Source organism: Pseudomonas sp. AL10 (assembly GCF_029960685.1).
GTDB lineage: Bacteria > Pseudomonadota > Gammaproteobacteria > Pseudomonadales > Pseudomonadaceae > Aquipseudomonas > Aquipseudomonas lactis.
This window is the reverse complement of sequence record NZ_JASBQZ010000001.1, coordinates 221,754-240,213: the sequence shown is the minus strand read 5'-3', so window position 1 is coordinate 240,213 and position 18,460 is coordinate 221,754. Positions and strand designations below refer to the sequence as shown.

The 18,460-nt window shown below is 59.5% G+C and carries 13 protein-coding genes and 1 pseudogene; 10 read left to right on the top strand and 4 right to left on the bottom strand.

The window, feature by feature from the left end:
• The first annotated feature begins 39 nt into the window (after positions 1–39).
• The 6 genes from dadA to QK296_RS01145 all read left to right on the top strand — a co-directional run bounded on the left by dadA (position 40) and on the right by QK296_RS01145 (position 6,137).
• Entirely contained in the window at positions 40–1,341 is a 1,302-nt protein-coding gene (dadA, locus tag QK296_RS01170) for a D-amino acid dehydrogenase (RefSeq protein WP_003195458.1), read from the top strand.
• On the top strand, positions 1,313–1,666 hold the full coding sequence (locus QK296_RS01165) for a RidA family protein (RefSeq protein ID WP_003195456.1): 354 nt from the start codon (positions 1,313–1,315) through the stop codon (positions 1,664–1,666). The genes dadA and QK296_RS01165 overlap by 29 nt, the downstream gene beginning before the upstream one ends.
• Before the next feature lie 79 nt (positions 1,667–1,745).
• The gene (alr, locus tag QK296_RS01160) at positions 1,746–2,819 is read left to right on the top strand and encodes an alanine racemase (RefSeq protein WP_282390508.1); all 1,074 of its coding nucleotides are present in this window, start codon (positions 1,746–1,748) and stop codon (positions 2,817–2,819) included.
• Positions 2,820–2,935: 116 nt separating this feature from the next.
• Positions 2,936–3,484: a cupin domain-containing protein gene (locus tag QK296_RS01155; RefSeq protein ID WP_003195453.1), complete on the top strand. Its 549-nt coding sequence runs from the start codon at positions 2,936–2,938 to the stop codon at positions 3,482–3,484.
• 182 nt (positions 3,485–3,666) lie between these two features.
• Positions 3,667–4,077 (top strand): c-type cytochrome, encoded by a 411-nt coding sequence (locus tag QK296_RS01150; protein ID WP_003195451.1) that lies wholly within the window; start codon positions 3,667–3,669, stop codon positions 4,075–4,077.
• A 137-nt stretch (positions 4,078–4,214) separates the two neighbouring features.
• The gene (locus QK296_RS01145) at positions 4,215–6,137 is read left to right on the top strand and encodes an acetyl-CoA hydrolase/transferase C-terminal domain-containing protein (protein WP_003195450.1); all 1,923 of its coding nucleotides are present in this window, start codon (positions 4,215–4,217) and stop codon (positions 6,135–6,137) included.
• 116 nt (positions 6,138–6,253) lie between these two features.
• Here QK296_RS01145 and QK296_RS01140 read toward each other — a convergent pair whose 3' ends face one another.
• A complete protein-coding gene (locus QK296_RS01140) occupies positions 6,254–6,826 on the bottom strand; it encodes a xanthine phosphoribosyltransferase (protein ID WP_003195447.1) in 573 nt (190 codons plus the stop codon).
• Positions 6,827–6,884: 58 nt separating this feature from the next.
• Complete coding sequence (gene rep / locus QK296_RS01135) at positions 6,885–8,894, bottom strand: DNA helicase Rep (protein WP_003195444.1); 2,010 nt, start codon at positions 8,892–8,894, stop codon at positions 6,885–6,887.
• A gap of 266 nt (positions 8,895–9,160) precedes the next feature.
• On the opposite strand from rep, the gene QK296_RS01130 reads away from it, so the two are divergent.
• Complete coding sequence (locus QK296_RS01130) at positions 9,161–10,825, top strand: bifunctional diguanylate cyclase/phosphodiesterase (RefSeq protein WP_282390507.1); 1,665 nt, start codon at positions 9,161–9,163, stop codon at positions 10,823–10,825.
• 125 nt (positions 10,826–10,950) lie between these two features.
• Here QK296_RS01130 and QK296_RS01125 read toward each other — a convergent pair whose 3' ends face one another.
• Entirely contained in the window at positions 10,951–12,354 is a 1,404-nt protein-coding gene (locus tag QK296_RS01125; protein WP_003195441.1) for a NorM family multidrug efflux MATE transporter, read from the bottom strand.
• Positions 12,355–12,506: 152 nt separating this feature from the next.
• Between QK296_RS01125 and QK296_RS01120 the strand changes: the two genes are divergently transcribed.
• A complete protein-coding gene (locus tag QK296_RS01120) occupies positions 12,507–13,427 on the top strand; it encodes a LysR substrate-binding domain-containing protein (RefSeq protein ID WP_003195439.1) in 921 nt (306 codons plus the stop codon).
• Between the two features lie 176 nt (positions 13,428–13,603).
• Positions 13,604–15,580, top strand: a complete 1,977-nt coding sequence (locus QK296_RS01115) for a methyl-accepting chemotaxis protein (RefSeq protein ID WP_003195437.1) — start codon at positions 13,604–13,606, stop codon at positions 15,578–15,580.
• A gap of 122 nt (positions 15,581–15,702) precedes the next feature.
• Here QK296_RS01115 and QK296_RS01110 read toward each other — a convergent pair.
• Positions 15,703–16,566: pseudogene (locus QK296_RS01110) on the bottom strand (YifB family Mg chelatase-like AAA ATPase); the annotation flags it as partial.
• Positions 16,567–16,600: 34 nt separating this feature from the next.
• Between QK296_RS01110 and QK296_RS01105 the strand changes: the two are divergent.
• Positions 16,601–18,322, top strand: coding sequence for a recombinase family protein (locus QK296_RS01105; RefSeq protein WP_282390506.1), 1,722 nt, complete (start codon positions 16,601–16,603; stop codon positions 18,320–18,322).
• The last annotated feature ends 138 nt before the right edge of the window (positions 18,323–18,460 follow it).

Here is an 18,460-nt window from a genome sequence, read left to right as displayed (position 1 = left end):
ACACACGTCAGCGGCCAAGCCCGCGATGAGGATATAAAAATGCGCGTTCTGGTCTTGGGTAGCGGCGTCATTGGGGTGACCAGCGCCTACTATTTGGCGCGGGCCGGTTTCGACGTCGTGGTGGTCGATCGTCAGCCTGCCGCTGCCATGGAAACCAGTTTCGCCAACGCCGGTCAGGTGTCCCCAGGCTACGCTTCGCCATGGGCCGCGCCGGGTGTGCCACTCAAAGCGATCAAGTGGCTGCTGCAACGCCACGCGCCGCTGGCGATCAAGGCTACCGCCGATATCGATCAATACCTGTGGATGGCGCAGATGCTGCGCAACTGCACGGCCAGCCGCTATGCGGTGAACAAGGAACGCATGGTGCGCCTGTCCGAGTACAGCCGCGACTGCCTCGACGAATTGCGCGCCGAGACCGGCATTGCCTACGAAGGCCGCAGCCTCGGGACGACCCAACTGTTCCGCACCCAGGCCCAGCTCGATGGCGCCGCCAAGGACATCGCCGTGCTGAAAGAGTCCGGTGTGCCGTTCGAATTGCTCGACCGCGCCGGCATTGCCCGGGTTGAACCAGCCCTGGCCAGCGTCACCGATATCCTCGCCGGGGCCCTGCGCCTGCCCAACGACCAGACGGGCGATTGCCAGATGTTCACCACGCGCCTGGTCGACATGTGCAAACAACTGGGCGTGGAATTTCGCTTCGAACAAGACATCCAGCGCCTGGACTACGCAGGCGACCGCATCAACGGCGTGTTGATCGACGGCAAGCTGGAAACTGCCGACCGCTATGTCCTGGCCCTCGGCAGTTACTCGCCCAAGCTGCTCAAGCCGTTGGGGATCAAGGCGCCGGTGTACCCGCTCAAGGGCTACTCGCTGACCGTGCCGATCACTAACCCGGCAATGGCGCCGACCTCGACCATTCTCGATGAAACCTACAAAGTCGCGATCACCCGTTTCGACAACCGTATTCGCGTCGGTGGAATGGCTGAAATAGCCGGTTTTGACCTGTCGCTGAACCCGCGGCGACGTGAAACCCTAGAGATGATCGTCAACGACCTTTATCCTCAGGGCGGCGATCTGGCCCAAGCCAGTTTCTGGACCGGCCTGCGCCCGACCACCCCAGACGGCACACCGATTGTGGGTGCCACGCCGTTCAAGAACCTGTTCCTGAACACAGGCCACGGTACCCTCGGTTGGACCATGGCCTGTGGTTCCGGTCGCTTGCTGGCCGACCTGATGGCGAAAAAAACGCCACAGATCAGCGCCGCAGGCCTCGATATTTCCCGTTATGGCAACCACCAGGAGTCCGCACAACATGTCAATCCAGCGCCAGCTCACCAATGAGCGCATGAGCCAGATCGTTGTCCACAGCGGTACCGTGTACCTGGCAGGGCAGGTCGGCGACGACATGAGCGCCGGGATTGAGCAGCAGACCCGTGAAACCCTGGTCAATATCGAGCGCTTGCTGGACCTTGCCGGGACCGACAAGTCCAGGTTGTTGTCGGTAACGATCTACCTGAAGGACATCGACGCCGACTTCGCTTTGATGAACGCGGTATGGGACAAGTGGCTGCCTAAAGGCGTCGCCCCGGCCCGCGCCACGGTGCAAGCCAAGCTGTGCGAACCCGAGATTCTGGTAGAACTGTCTGTCGTGGCTGCGCTGCCTTAACAACCATCCCTCTCCCGGTGCCGACGTTGTTGGTCGGCACCGGTTTTTTATTGACTTTGCTGCCTAGAAGCCTGCCGCCATGCGTCCAGCCCGTGCCCTGATCGACCTCCAAGCCCTGCGCCATAACTACCAATTGGCCCGAGAAGTCACCGGGGCCAAGGCCCTCGCCGTGATCAAGGCCGATGCCTACGGCCATGGTGCGGTGCCCGTGGCCCAGGCGCTGGAGGCGCAAGCCGACGGGTTTGCCGTGGCGTGCATCGAGGAAGCGCTGGAACTGCGCGCCGCCGGCATTCGTGCGCCGGTGTTGCTGCTGGAAGGTTTTTTCGAAGCCGACGAGTTGCCGCTGATCATCGAGCAGGATTTGTGGTGCGTGGTGCATTCGTTGTGGCAGTTGGAAGCCATCGAGAAAGCTCATTTGAGCAAGCCGCTGACAGTGTGGCTGAAGCTGGACTCGGGCATGCACCGTGTGGGCCTGCACCCCAAGGATTACCAGGAGGCGTATCAGCGCCTGCTGGCCAGCGGCAAAGTGGCGAAAATCGTGTTGATGAGCCATTTTGCCCGCGCCGATGAGCTCGATTGCGTCAGCAGCAACGAACAAGTAACGGTGTTTGAGGCGGCGCGCCAGGGGATGGCGGCTGAGGTCAGCCTGCGCAATTCACCTTCGGTATTGGGCTGGCCGAGCGTGGCGAGCGACTGGGTGCGACCTGGCATCATGCTTTACGGTGCAACGCCCTTTGGCGAAGACCAGGCCCTAGCCGCGCGCTTGCAGCCGGTAATGACTCTGGAGTCCAAAGTGATCTGCGTGCGCGAATTGCCTGCCGGTGAGCCGGTGGGCTATGGCGCGAGGTTCGTCACGCCCAAGCCGATGCGCATCGGCGTGGTTGCCATGGGCTATGCCGACGGTTACCCGCGCCATGCGCCCACCGGCACACCGGTGCTGGTCGCTGGCCAGCGCAGCCGGCTGCTGGGGCGCGTTTCCATGGACATGCTGTGTGTCGACCTCACCGACTTGCCCCAGGCGGGCCTTGGTTCCCCTGTGGAACTGTGGGGCAAGCACATCCTCGCCAGTGATGTTGCCGTGGCCGCCGAGACCATCCCCTATCAGATTTTTTGCAACCTGCGCCGAGTGCCAAGGCTCTATTGCGGCGCTTAGCCGCCGGCAACGAACCGGGCAGGCCGGGATTTAGGCCCAAGTGTTGTAAATACTGAACGCTGTCGCCATGATAACGCTCAATTACAACAAAGCCTGAATCCTAGGAGGCTCCTGCATTGGACGTCGGCGAACGACTGCAATCCATCCGTAAACTCAAAGGTCTTTCCCAGCGTGAGCTCGCCAAGCGTGCGGGCGTCACCAACAGCACCATTTCGATGATCGAGAAAAACAGCGTCAGCCCCTCGATCAGCTCCCTGCGCAAGGTGCTGGGCGGTATCCCCATGTCCATGGTCGAGTTCTTCTCCGAGGAAGTGCTCCAGGAAATACCGACGCAGATCGTCTATAAAGCCAATGAGCTGATCGACATCTCCGACGGTGCCGTTACCATGAAACTGGTGGGGCGGTCGCGCCCGAGCCGGGCCATCGCTTTTCTCACCGAGATCTACCCGCCAGGTGCCGACACGGGCGAAGAAATGCTCACCCATGAAGGCGAGGAAACCGGGATTCTGGTGGAAGGTCGCCTGGAGTTGGTGGTCGGCCTTGAAACTTTTGTGCTCGAGGCTGGCGATAGCTACTACTTTGAAAGTACCAGGCCCCATCGTTTTCGCAATCCGTTCGACGTGCCGGCGCGACTAATCAGCGCAGCCACCCCCGCGAACTTTTAAGAACAGAGGCGCCCTGCCAGCGTTGCAGAGGTTCCCGCAGCTGTACACCGTGAAGCCGAATCTCCCTTTATTTAATAGGGTTGTTTCGGCCGGGCGGGCTAACCGTTATACTTTCGCCGCCTGCGAAACCGTGGCCGCAGGCGTGAATAGCCACCATTGAGGGTGAACGCGTGAACCTAATTATGAAAATGCTGGCTGCACCAGCAACCGTACTGGCCCTATGGGCTGTCAGCGCTCAAGCTGCGACCAATGATGACATTGCCAAGCGCCTGGAGCCTGTGGGTCAGGTTTGCGTCCAGGGCCAGGAATGCAAGGGCATGGAAGTGGCCGTGGCAGCGGGCGGCGGCGGCGCGAAAACCCCGGATGAGATCATCGCCAAGCACTGTAATGCCTGCCACAGCACGGGCCTGTTGGGTGCGCCGAAAATTGGCGACACCGCCGCATGGAAAGAACGCGCCGACCATCAAGGCGGCCTCGATGGCATCCTGGCCAAGGCCATCACCGGTATCAACGCCATGCCGCCCAAAGGCACTTGCGCTGATTGCTCGGACGACGACCTCAAGGGTGCGATCAAGAAGATGTCCGGGCTGTAACCGATCGATTTCGCCAAAAATGCCGCTTACGAGCGGCTTTTTTGTGCCTGCGATTTATGTATTGAGGCTGTTCATTGCAGCAAAGACCCGGCAAGCTCGGTCCAACTCCAATTCATGGAATGTTCGGGAGCAGTCGGATGGTGCAGTTGTGTTCAATCGAGCAAGCAGTTGACGACGTACTGGCGCGGTTGCCGGCGCATATCCACATGGGCATGCCCTTGGGCCTGGGCAAGCCCAATTTGTTCGTCAACGCACTGTACCGGCGCATCGCCAAGTTGCCGGAGCGGGCGCTGACTATCTACACCGCGTTGAGCCTGGGTCGCCCGACGATGGGGGATGGCTTGCAGAAACGCTTTCTCGAACCCTTTATCGAACGGGTGTTTGGCGACTACCCCGAACTAGACTTTCTCGCCGACCTGCACAAGGGCAGCCTGCCGAAGAATATCCGTGTGCAGCAATTCTTCATGCAGCCTGGCAGCCTGCTCCACAGCGCCGCGGCGCAGCAGGATTACGTCAGCAGCAACTACAGCCATGCGGCGCGCGACATCAATGCCGCCGGCCTGAACCTGGTGGCGCAACTGGTTGCCAGTAGCAGCGAGCATCCCGACCGCCTGAGCCTGAGCTGCAACCCGGATATCACCCTCGACCTGATGCCCATGATCGCCAAGCGCCGCGCGACCGGGGAGACCATCCTGGTCGTTGGCCAGGTCCATAGCGACTTGCCCTACATGCCCGGTGATGCCGAGTTGGGCATGGATGAATTCGACTACCTGCTGGATGAAAAAGACAGCACCACGTTGTTCTCCACGCCGAACATGCCAGTGGGCTTCCAAGATCATTTTATCGGCCTGCATGCCAGCACCCTGGTGCGTGATGGCGGTACGTTGCAGATTGGTATCGGCTCCATGGGCGATGCGCTGACCGCTGCCTTGCTGGCGCGCCAGGCCGACAACGAGGCCTATCGCCTGTTGCTCACCGACCTGGATGTGTACCAGTGGGCGCCGTTGATCAGCCGCGAAGGCGGCGTTGAGCCGTTTGCCCGTGGCCTTTACGGTTGCAGCGAGATGTTCGTCAACGGCCTGCTGGTATTGGCCGATGCCGGGATTGTGCGGCGCAAGGTCTACCCGGATGTGGCGACCCAGATGCAGGCCAACGCGGGCACCCTGGACGACGCGGCGCAACCCGACGGCGTGTCGATCCATGGCGGTTTCTTCCTGGGGCCGCGCAGTTTTTACCAGCGCCTGCAGGAAATGACCCACGCCAAGCGCCAGGCATTCAACATGACCCGCATCAGCTACATCAACGAGCTGTACGGGCAGGAAGAACTCAAGCGCCTGCAGCGCCTGGATGCGCGGTTTATCAACAGCGCCATCATGGTCACCTTGCTCGGCGCTGGCGTGGCCGATCAGTTGGAAGACGGTCGCGTGCTCAGTGGCGTGGGCGGGCAATACAATTTCGTGGCCCAGGGGCATGCGCTGGAAGGTGCACGCTCAATCCTGATTTTGCGCAGCTGGCGTGAGTCGGCGGGGGAGGTCAGTTCCAATATCGTCTGGGAGTACGGCCACTGCACCATTCCCCGGCACCTGCGGGATATTGTCATTACCGAATACGGCATTGCCGACTTGCGCGGTCAGACGGATGCCAAGGTGATCGAAGCGCTGCTGAACATCGCCGACTCCAGGTTCCAGCACGACTTGATTGAACAAGCGCAAAAGGCCGGCAAACTGCCCAAGGATTTCCAGTTGGATCCGCGTTTTGCCGACAACACGCCAGAGCGGCTTCAGGCGATTCAGGCCAGGCATCGTCGCCTGTTCCCGGAATACCCCCTGGGCAGCGACTTCACGGATGAAGAGCGGGATTTGTTACGAGCGCTGAACTGGCTCAAGAGCAAATTCAAGCTCACGGAAATTCTGGAGTTGGGCAAGGCGGCACTCGACGCGCCGGAGCCGGAGGCATTTCCCAAGCATTTGCAGCGCATGTGCCTGGATAAGCCGGAGGGCATCAAGGAAGACCTGTATCAACGATTGCTGCTTGCCGGCCTGCAGGCCACCGCCCACTGACAGCCCAACGCAAAACCCCATGTGGGAGCTGGCTTGCCTGCGATGAGGGCCTTTCAGTCGACATCTCTGTCGACTGACACTCCGCTATCGCAGGCAAGCCAGCTCCCACATAGTGATTACTCGATAAAGGTCACGACACCACCGGCCAGCGACTTCACCCGCGCCAGCGACTCAACCCGATAACCTTGGGCGTCCAGCTCCGCCCGCCCACCCTGGAACGACTTCTCGATCACAATGCCCAAACCGGCGACGGTCGCGCCGGCCTGCTTGATGATCGAGATCAGCGCCTGGGACGCCTTGCCGTTGGCCAAAAAGTCATCGATCACCAGCACGCGGTCGCTGCTGGTCAGGTGGCGCGGGGAGATCGCCACGGTGCTTTCGGTTTTCTTGGTGAAGGAATACACCGTGGCCGACAGCAGGTTTTCCGTGAGGGTCAAGGATTGCTGTTTGCGGGCGAAGATCACCGGCACGCCCAGGTTCAGCCCGGTCATGATGGCCGGTGCAATGCCCGAGGCTTCGATGGTGACGATCTTGGTGATGCCCGAATCCTTGAACAGTGCGGCGAATTCGTCGCCGATCAGTTTCATCAGCGCCGGGTCGATCTGGTGGTTCAAAAAGGCGTCAACCTTGAGGACCTGATCGGAAAGCACGATGCCTTCTTCGCGAATTTTCTTGTGCAGTGCTTCCACGGAAAGCTTCCTCTAATGGCGCGTTGTGCGCCGAAAGTAGATTAAAAAGTAGTCGATTCTAGCGCTTTAGCATCGCGCGTATATCCGCCAAGGCGGTGTTGCCGCGAACGGCCTTCACCTCGGTGGGCGTGTCGTCATTGCCTTCCCAGGCCAGGTCGTCCGGCGGCAGTTCATCCAGGAACCGGCTGGGGGCACAGTCGATGATTTCACCGTATTGCTTGCGCTTGGCGGCAAAGGTGAAGGCCAGGGTCTGACGTGCGCGGGTAATACCCACATAGGCCAGGCGGCGTTCTTCCTCGATGGTGTCGGCTTCGATGCTGGAGCGGTGCGGGAGGATTTCCTCTTCCATGCCCATGATGAACACGTAGGGAAATTCCAGGCCCTTGGACGCATGCAAGGTCATCATCTGCACGCCTTCGGCACCGTCTTCCTCTTCTTGCTGGCGCTCGAGCATGTCGCGCAACACCAGCTTGCCGATGGCGTCCTCGACGGTCATCTCGCCGTCTTCGTCTTTTTCCAGGGTGTTCTTCAACGCCTCGATCAGGAACCAGACGTTGCCCATGCGGTAATCCGCGGCCTTGTCGCTGGAACTGTTGGTGCGCAGCCAGTTTTCATAGTCGATGTCCATGACCATGCTGCGCAGGGCGCTGATCGGGTCTTCGCCGGCGCACTGCTCGCGCACCTTGTCCATGAAGCGCTTGAAGCGTGACAGGCGATCAGTGAAGCGCGTGTCCAGGTGTTCGCCCAGGCCGATTTCGTCGGTGGCGGCGTACATCGAGATCTTGCGTTCGGTGGCGTAGTTACCGAGCTTTTCCAGGGTCGTCGAGCCGATTTCCCGGCGTGGCACGTTGATCACGCGCAGGAAGGCGTTGTCGTCGTCCGGGTTCACGATCAGCCGGAAGTAGGCCATCAGGTCTTTGACTTCCTGGCGTCCGAAAAAGCTGTTGCCGCCCGACAGGCGATACGGCACCTGGTGATGCTGCAGCTTCAGCTCGATCAGTTTGGCCTGGTAGTTGCCGCGATACAGGATCGCAAAGTCGCTGTAGGGCCGGTCGGTGCGCAAGTGCAGGCTGAGGATTTCCACGGCCACGCGCTCGGCTTCGGCGTCTTCGTTGCGGCAGCGGATCACACGGATCTCGTCGCCATGGCCCATCTCGCTCCACAGTTGTTTTTCAAACTCGTGGGGGTTGTTGGAGATCAGCACGTTGGCGCAGCGCAGGATGCGGCTGGTGGAGCGGTAGTTCTGCTCCAGCATCACCACTTTCAAGGAGGGGTAGTCTTCCTTGAGCAGCATCAGGTTTTCCGGGCGGGCGCCGCGCCAGGCGTAGATCGACTGGTCGTCGTCGCCTACCACGGTGAACTGGTTGCGCGTGCCGATCAGCAACTTCACCAGCAGGTATTGGCTGGCGTTGGTGTCCTGGTATTCGTCCACCAGCAGGTAGCGCACCTTGTTTTGCCACTTCTCCAGGATGTCCTTGTGCTCCTGGAATAGCTTGACCGGTAGCAGGATCAGGTCGTCGAAGTCCACCGCGTTGAACGCCTTGAGCGTGCGCTGGTAGTGGGTGTAGACGATGGCGGCGGTCTGCTCCTTGGGGTTGCGCGCGGCTTCCAGGGCTTCGGCGGGCAGGATCAGGTCGTTTTTCCAGGCCCCGATCATGTTCTTGATCTCGTCGACGCCGTCGTCGCCCGCGTATTCCTTCTGCATGATGTCGGTCATCAAGGCCTTGACGTCGGTCTCGTCGAAGATCGAGAAGCCCGGCTTGTAGCCCAGCCGCACATGCTCCTTGCGGATGATGTTCAGGCCCAGGTTGTGGAAGGTACACACGGTAAGGCCACGGCCTTCGCCACCCTTGAGCAGGGTGCCGACCCGCTCTTTCATTTCCCGCGCCGCCTTGTTGGTGAAAGTCATGGCGACGATGTACTGGGCGCGGATGCCGCAGTTCTGGATCAAGTGCGCGATCTTGCGGGTGATCACGCTGGTCTTGCCGGAGCCTGCACCGGCGAGCACCAATAGAGGGCCGCCGACGTAGTTCACGGCTTCTTGCTGCCGGGGATTGAGTCGGGACATACGGAATTTTAGGAGTCGTTGTTCAAAAGGGCGGGCATTTTAACAGGCTGGAAAGATTCTGCTGCCATAGAACGACGGTGTGACGTACCACTCGATCTAAATTTGCCGGTTTTGCTACTTTGCCGCAGGATGTGGAGGAATAGCCGAGACGATTATTTACAGTCTGCGTATTTGATAACACCTATCATTTGTCATCCTTTGTCATTGTCAGGCCGCACGTCATAATGGCACCGCTAATGAAATTTTGCAGAGTCTAGGGAGTTAGCGTGTCTACGCCTGTCAAACCCTTGCGTTTGCTGCTGCTGGCCGATGAGCCCGAGTGGGCAGCGTTGTTGCGCGAGTGCCTGGCGCCGATGGGCGAAGGGGCTGTGCTGATCAGTGCGCCCAACTGGGACTCGGTGAGCCGCCTGTTCGATGACGACCAGGGTGCTGTGTTATTGACCACGCCCAGCCTGCAGCCCGGCCCGGGCCGGTGCAGTTTGCCGTGTGTATTGCTGCTGGAGCAGGAGCCCCTGGTGTCGCCGCTGGGTGTCAGCGATTGGTTGGTGCTGGATGCATTGGATGCCGACACATTGCGCCGCTGCCTGCGCCATGTGCGCGAGCGCGGCGTGCTGGAGAACACCTTGCAGCGCCTGGCCGAGCAGGACCCGCTCACCGGTATTGCCAACCGCCAGGGCTTCCAGACCTTGCTGGCCGCGCGCTTGGCAGAAAACGACGGCCGTGGCCTGGCCCTCGGTCACCTGGACCTGGACAATTTTCGTCATGCCAACGATGCCCTCGGTCATCAGGCGGGCGACCGTTTGATCCTGCAAGTGGTGTCGAGGCTCAAGAGCCAGCTCGAAGCTGGGGACCAACTGGCGCGCCTGGGCAGCGATGAGTTTGCCTTGTTGATCGATACCCGCCGGGCGCCCCAGCGCGCCGAGTGGATGGCTGAGCGCATCACCGAAGTGATGGCCGAACCCTATTGGGTGGATGGCGAAAGCCTGTTGATCGGTTGCAGCCTGGGCATGGCTCATGCTCGAGCCCGCGCTGGCGCCGACCCGTTGATGTGGCATGCCCATATCGCCATGCAACAGGCCAAAAGCACCCAGGGCTGCACTTTCCATATCTTCAATGAACGCATCAACCGCAACGCCCGCAGCCTGGCCGACCTGGAAAGCGAACTGCGCCGGGCCTTGCGCCGCGATGAGTTGGAGCTGCATTACCAGCCGCGCCTGGACCTGGACGACGGCCATATCGTTGGCCTCGAAGCCCTGGTGCGCTGGCGCCACGGCGAGCGCGGCTTGTTGCCGCCCAGCGAATTCGTGCCGCTGGCCGAACAGAGTGGCCTGATCGTGCCATTGGGCTACTGGGTGATCTCCCGAGCCCTGCGCGACATGCAAGACCTGCGCGAACGCGGCCTGCCGCCGCTGCACATGGCGGTCAACCTGTCGTTTCGCCAGTTTCAGGACAGCCAGTTGCTGTCCACCCTCAGCCGCCTGATTGCCGAGCGCGGCGTGGAAGCGCAATGGCTGGAATTTGAACTGACCGAAACCGCCGTGATGCGCCGCAGCGACCTGGTCAAACAGACCATGGATGCCCTTGGCCGGTTGGGTGTGCGGTTTTCCCTGGATGACTTCGGCACCGGTTTTTCATCGTTTGTGCACCTCAACAGCCTGCCGATTGCCTTGTTGAAGATCGACAAGAGTTTTGTCGGCGGCATGGAAGAGCGCGAAGAAAACCGCAAGCTGGTGCACGCCATGATCAACCTGGCCCACAACCTCAACCTGGAAGTGGTCGCCGAAGGCGTGGAAACCCCTGAGCAACTTGAGCTTTTGCGCTTGTTTGGGTGCGACCAGGTCCAGGGTTACCTGATCAGCAAGCCGTTGCCGTTGCCGGAGCTGGTGGAATACCTGATGTTCGGGCAAAGCCAGCAGGCGCTGTTGGGTTAAGCCTTTAAAGTGGTTCAAATGTGGGAGCTGGCTTGCCTGCGATAGCGGTCGTTCAGCTAATAATGATTAGCCTGACACACCGCTATCGCAGGCAAGCCAGCTCCCACATGAACCGCGTGCACTCGCTAGTCAGGCAGTGCCGCTCGGAGTCCGACATCAGCATCCGGCTCCTGCCGAATCATCCGCTTCATCTTCGCCTCAAACGCCCAGGTCAGGCTCACCGCCGCACACGCCAGGCCTAGTGCCAGGCCCCACCAGACGCCGGTTGGCCCCCAGCCCAGGGTGAACGCCATCAACCAGGCCGACGGTGCACCAATCAGCCAATAGCAACCCAGCCCCACCAGGAAGGTGGTCTTGGCGTCCTTCAAGCCACGGATACAACCCATGGCGATGGTCTGCACGCCATCGAACAATTCGAACCAGGCAGCGACGGCCAGCAGGCTCACCGCCAGGACGATAACGTCATGGAATGCCGGGTCGTCATGGTCGAGGAACAGTCCTATCAGCGGGTCGGAGAACAGCCACAGCACCGCCGCAAACCCCAACATCACCATGGCGCCGAATCCTATGCCGACCCGCCCGGCCATGCGCGCCATCAGCAACTGCCCGGCGCCGTAATGCTGGCCGATGCGCATGGTCACCGCGTAGGACATCCCCGCCGGCACCATGAAGGCCACCGACACAATCTGCAGGGCGATCTGGTGCGCCGCCAATTGCGTGCTGCCCATGGTGCCCATGCACAACGCCGCAAAGGCAAACAACCCGACCTCTACCGCATAGGTGCCGCCAATCGGCAGGCCCAGGCGCCACAGCTCGCGCAGGTAGTGGGTATTCAGGCGCAGCAGGCCGGTGCCCAGCGGGTAGGCGGCGTAGGCGCGGTTGCTGCGGATGTACCACATCAATGCCAGCGCCATGCCATTGGCGACGATGGCGGTCACCAGGCCGATGCCCATCAGGCCCAGTTTCGGTAGGCCGAACATGCCTTCGATCAACGCATGGTTGAGCAGGTAGTTGACCACGGTACCGCACAGGCTGATCACCATCACCGGAGTGGCCTTGCCGATGGCGCTGGTAAAGCCGCGCAGGGCCATGAAGCTCAGGTAGCCGGGCAGGGCAAAGGGCAGAATCGTCAGGAATTGCCCGGCTGCTTGCACGTTGGTTTCGGTCTGGCCGAACATCAGCAGTACCGGCTTCAAGTTCCATAACAGCAACGCCGCCGCCAGCGCCATCAACCACGCCAGCCACAGCCCGGCCTGGGTCAGGCGAGTGGCGCCGTCGATATCGCCCGCGCCATGGCGAATGGCGACCAGGGTGCCCACGGCTGCGATCACGCCGATGCAGAAAATCGCCACGAACGAATAGCTCGCCGCGCCCAGGCCGCCGCCCGCCAAAGCCTCGGGGCTCAGGCGCGCCATCATCAGGGTGTCGGTCAGCACCATCAGCATGTGCGCCAACTGTGAGGCAATCAACGGCCCCGATAGCCGCAGAATGGCCCAGAGTTCGGTACGTGCCGGATGTTGCATGATCATCACACTCGAATGGTCAGGAAGGTGGGGAAGGGTTGATTCTCGGCGCATTCAGCGCATTGCACAAAAGGATAAAAGCGATCATTGGCATGATTAAAACTCATGCATGAGTGATTCTGGTAGGGTTTCCAGATTGCGCAGTCGGAGCTTTCAGCATGTCTCGTCGTCTTCCTCCTCTTTATGCCTTGCGGGCATTTGAAGCCGCCTCCCGCCACCACTCGTTTACCCGCGCGGCTGAGGAATTGTCGATTACCCAAAGTGCGATCAGCCGGCATATCCGTACGCTCGAAGATTATTTCGCCTGCCGATTGTTCCAGCGCAGCGGTCGCACGTTGCAGCTCACGGAAGCGGCGCGTTTGTTGCTGCCTGGCGTACGGGAGGGCTTCGCTGCCCTGGAGCGTGCTTGCCATACCTTGAATGCCGAAGATGACATCCTGCGTATGAAGGCGCCGTCCACCTTGACCATGCGCTGGCTGCTGGCGCGGCTGAGTCGCTTCCGGGCCCTGCAGCCAGGCAATGAGGTGCAGCTCACCAGTGCGTGGATGAGCATCGATGAAGTGGACTTTAACCAAGAACCGTTCGACTGCGCGGTGTTGCTCAGCAACGGGCACTTTCCGGCGGACTGGGAGGCCAGTTATCTGTTTGCGGAAATGCTCATCCCGGTGGGAGCGCCCAATCTGCTGGACGACGGTCCCTGGGACGTGACGCGGTTGGCAACCGCCGAACTGCTGCACCCGACCCCGGACCGCCGCGACTGGCGTTACTGGCTGCAGCGCATGGGGCTGTCGTCTCAGGTTTCACTCAAGGGTGGGCAGGTGTTCGACACGCTTGAGCTGGGCATGATCGCCGCCGCCCGAGGCTATGGCGTGTCCATGGGTGATTTGCTGATGGTGGCCGAAGACGTGGCACAGGGGCGCTTGAGCCTGCCGTGGCCTACGGCGGTCGCCAGTGGGGAAAGCTACTACCTGGTGTGGCCGAAAACCCGCCCGGGTGGGGAACGTTTGCGACGGCTGGCGGAATTTCTTCAAGGTGAAGTCAAGGCGATGGAATTGCCCCAGGTTGAACGCCTCGATTGAGTGGCGGCGAGTTGTTAGTGCAATCGTTTGCGGGATACCCCTGTGATTCGCTCAAGTATTGCCAAATGCCGCCGAAGAAGGGGGTTGGAACCATCGTGCATCATCGTTTCCCACTAGATAATTTGCCGAGCAGCGCTATGAGATCAGGATGATCCTGGCCTCGGCCAGGAGCTGTCATGTCTCAACCCCGTGCCCGGATTGCCTCCCAGTTAGGCCTCGCACTCGCCGTGATTCTCGCTGTCGTGATCAGCGGCAGTACGGTCTTTGCCTTGCGTACCCTCGACTCCGCCAACCTCGCCACCCGCGAGGAACACCTGGCCAGCGAGGCGCGTTTGCTCGCCGACCAACTCAACACCTTCCACAGCACCTTGCGCGAAAGCACTCAGCGTTTGAGCGGGCTGTTTGAAAAGCGTTTCGGCGCAGGCTTGAGTGTGCGTGCGGACCAGCCCGTGGCCGTGGCCGGCGTGCAGACGCCGAGCCTCTATCTGGGCAACGAGGTGCTGAACAACAACTTCGAAGAAGTGGATGAGTTCAAGCAGATGTCCGGCGGCGTGGCCACGGTGTTCGTGCGCAGCGGCGACGACTTTATCCGCGTCAGCACCTCCCTGACCAAGCAGGATGGCAATCGCGCCATTGGCACCGTACTTGACCGTCAGGGCGCGGCCTACCAGCGCGTTGTGAGTGGCCAGACCTACATCGGCCGTGCCGTGTTGTTTGACCGCTCCTACATGACCCAATACAGCCCCGTGCGTGACAGCAGTGGCCAGGTCATTGCCGTGCTGTTCATCGGTTTCGATTACACCGATGCCCAGAACGCCCAGTTTGAAAACCTCAAGCGCTTCCGCATTGGCCAGACCGGCTCCCTCGCGCTGCTCGATGAGCAAAAGCACTGGCTGGTGCCGCCAGCTGGCGTGCAAGCGCCGGATCAGGCGATTGCGGTGATGCTCGACCTGGCGAGAAAGCCGGGTGCAGGCCGTTTCTGGAGTGACAAGAACGAAGATTTCTATAGCGTCTCGGTGCCGTTCGAAGGCGGTCCTTGGGCGGTGGTAGCGAGCATGCCCAAGGCTGAGATTCGCGCCGTGACCTGGGAAGTCGGCATCCGCCTGGTGATCGGCAGCGTGCTGGCGATGTTGCTGGCAGTGGGCGCCACGGTGTGGCTGTTGCGCAGCAAGCTGGCGCCATTGAGCGAACTGGTGCGCCAGGCCCAGGCGCTGGGCGCGGGGGATTTGAGTGCGCGCCTCAACGTGTCCAGCCATGACGAAATCGGCCAGTTGGCGCGCAGTTTCAACCAGATGGGCGAAGCGCTGTCGACCATGGTGTCGCATATCCGTACTGCCGCCGAACAGGTCAACAGCCGCGCCCAGGCGTTGTCGGGCTTGTCTGGTGGTGCCTACGAAGGCATGGAGCAACAGTCCGGCGAGATCACCAGCATGGCCGGTGCGGTGGAAGAGTTCAGTGCTACCTCGCTGAACATTGCCGACAACATGGGCAACACCGAGCGCCTGGCTCAAGAGAATGCCCAGCAAACCCGTATCGGCCGTACCTCGATGCAAGAGGCTTCATCGTCCCTGGAACATATCGCCACTGCGCTGAACAGCACCGCGGCAGTGATCAACACCCTGGGCCAGCGTTCCCAGGAAATCGGCGGGATCGTCGGCGTGATTACCGCCATCGCTGAACAGACCAACCTGCTGGCGCTCAACGCCGCCATCGAAGCCGCCCGTGCCGGTGAGCAAGGCCGTGGTTTCGCCGTGGTCGCTGATGAGGTGCGCAACCTGGCTTCGCGTACCCGCCAGGCCACCGATGAAATCTCCGGCATGATCCAGAGCATCCAGCAGGAAACCGGCAACGCCATCAGCACCATGGAGCATGGCAATGCGCTGATGCAGGAAGGCCTGTCGCGCAACGCCGACGTGGCCTCGGCCCTGGCGCGTATCGACGAGCAGAGTCGCTCGGCCGGCCAGCAGTTTGCTGCGATCACAACCGCCACCCAAGAGCAGAGCAGCACCGCGACTTTGCTCAGCGCCAACCTTCAGAGCATTGCCCTGGCCAACAGCGAGCAGCGTGAAGTGGTGTCCAACCTGGCGGTTACCGCCAAGGAACTGGAGACCTTGGCAGCAGGCTTGCGCCATGAGGTGGATCGGTTTCGCTGACGCACCACCAATCAAACGGTGGGAGCGGACTTGCTCGCGAATGCGGTAAATCAGTAGCAAATGGGTGACTGACACTCCGCATTCGCGAGCAAGCCCGCTCCCACATTGATATTGCGTAAGGCTCAAGTCACGGATGTGGGGCGGTACTGCAGGGCCTCCTTCAGATGGTCACGGGTGATGGCGTCCATCTGGTCCAGGTCCGCCAAGGTGCGCGCCACCTTCAGCAGCCGATGGGCCGCCCGCAGTGACAGTGTCAGTCGCTCGCAGGCGGTCTCCAGCCAACCCTCGTCGACCTTTGGCAGCTTGCAGTGCTGGCGCAGCCCCGGCAGGTCCAGAAAAGCATTGGCACACCCCTGGCGTCGCTGCTGACGCTCGCGTGCTTGCGCTACCCGCACCGAGGCATCGGCCGTGGTATCGCCCGCCTGTTGGGTGGGGCTCAGGGCAGTGGCCTCCCGCGCGACAGTCAGGTGCAAATCAATCCGGTCCAGCAACGGCCCGGAGAGCTTGTTGCGATAGCGCTGAATCTGCTCCGGTGTACACCGGCAACGCCCGCTGGGCTCGCCCATGTAGCCGCAAGGGCAGGGGTTCATCGCCGCGACCAGTTGAAAGCGCGCCGGGAAACTCACACGGTCACGGGCGCGGGAGATCACGATATGCCCAGATTCCAATGGCTCACGCAGCACCTCCAGCACCTTGCGATCGAACTCTGGCAGCTCATCCAGGAACAACACCCCGTGATGGGCCAGGGTGATTTCCCCCGGTTGTGGCTTTGAGCCGCCACCCACCAGCGCCGGCCCGGATGCCGAGTGGTGTGGCTGACGGAACGGGCGGTTAGGCCAATGACTCAGAGGGGCCAGGCTGACTACGGATTGGATAGCGGCCACTTCAAGTGCTTCCTGCTCGCTCAACGGCGGCAGCAAGCCCGGCAGCCGGCTGGCCAATAAAGTCTTGCCGGTGCCCGGTGGCCCGCTGAACAACAGGTTGTGATACATTACACCCATTGAAAAACCTGAGACCATCGTGACTAATTCACTACCCAAAGCGTATAGCTACATCCGGTTCTCTACACCAGAGCAGGCCAAAGGTGATAGCTATCGTCGCCAACGGGACGCTGCTAAGCAGTATTGCTTGGAGCAGGGCCTCCATCTGGTGGCTGATAACGATTACCTTTTTTTTGACAGCGGTAGATCTGCCTTCAAAGGCAAGCACCTTGAACATACCGGCCAATTAGCTAGGTTTTTGGGGTATGTACAGGAAGGGATAATCGAGCCAGGTTCAGTCCTTATTATTGAAAGCTTAGATCGGCTGAGCCGCGAGCGCTTAAGGGCAGCCTTGCCGCGCTTTCTAGAAATCCTCGACAGTGGAATTAATATCTACACCTCTATAGACAGGAAGCTTTATACAAAAGAGTTTAATAACATTGATTTGATATTTAGCATTCTTGAGATGAGCCGGGCACATAGTGAGTCAAGCTTGAAAGGCGAGCGTGTTAGTGAGGCTTGGAAGCAGAAGCAGAAGGATGCCAGAGAGACTAAAAAGCCGTTGGGTAAGGCTTGCCCGTATTGGCTAAGACTGGTGGATGGTAAATATCAACCGATACCCGAACGAGTCAGGGTGTTGGACGAGATTTTCCGGCTTGGAACAACTGGCTACGGGCAGCGTGCGATAGCCAAAATATTAAATGCTAGTAGCACACCTATTTTCGGCTCGTCTACAAGAAACCCTTCTGGACTTTGGGGAAGTAGTTCTGTAGGTAAAATATTATGTAATCGCGCTGTTCTAGGTGAATATCAGCCTACTGGGCTGGTTGACGGTAAACGCGATAAAATCGGGGAGCCTGTATCCGATTTCTTTCCGGTAGTTATAAGCGAAGATTTATTCTTCGATGCCCAATCGTCTAGATCAACGCGGAATGTGTCTAAGGCTACCAAGGCAGCGCTGAACTTCAATTTATGGCAAGGTCTAGCCAAATGTTCTCTGTGCGGCGAATCCATGCACTTGGTTAACAAGGGTAGGCCGCCCAAGGGCGGAAAATACTTGAGGTGCTACGGTAGTGCCAAAGGCCGATGCACCAATAAACTCGTAGAACTTGGTAGGTCAGAACGTGCATTCATGGAAATTTTGGCTAAGGTAGACAGCCTGAGTCTCATTCAAGATTCACAGGCTAAGATACAAAAAGAAATTTCCAGGGTTGATCTGCAAATAACTAAGATCAAAAAGCGCCAAGCCGAAATCGAAAGTCAGATATTGGACGTGAACGATGACCTGCCTAGTTTTGTCATGCAGGCTGCTTCACGATTCGATCAAGAGTTGAAAGAGCTAAAAAAACAGCGAAATGAACTAAAGCGTGATTCTCAGCGTGAAAAAATTATTAATAAAGAAGACTTTTTTTCAAAGCTCGATCTTGTGACTTTTGAGGGCAGGGCTAAGGCTAACTACCTATTAAAAGCATTAAAGGTCAAGGTTTGTATCGAGCGTCTGGACGATAAAGTTTGCTATGCCATTGATGTGGAGGGTGTGCTAGCTTTCGTTATGAAGCAAGCTTCTGACCAAATCGACTATTATCCTTATACCGGCGAATTGACTGAGCTATTACGCAGTCAGGGTGATGATGCTGCCTTTGCAGCCATGCATTCCTCCATGGTTGCTAGAGCATTTGAATTACTTGAGCGTGTACGAGAGCAAAACAGAATAGACGCGATGCTTGCCCATAAATCAGTGCCAAAAAAGTTTCCAACTTGATGGGCGGTCGAAAACCACCCGATGGTTGTTAGTGCTCTTGTGCAAAGAAGCCTATGAGTGCTATTAGTAAAGCTTGATCTACTCCTCAAAGAATCCCTGAGCTACAGCTCGACAATCAGTTGCTTTACACCTGCGGAT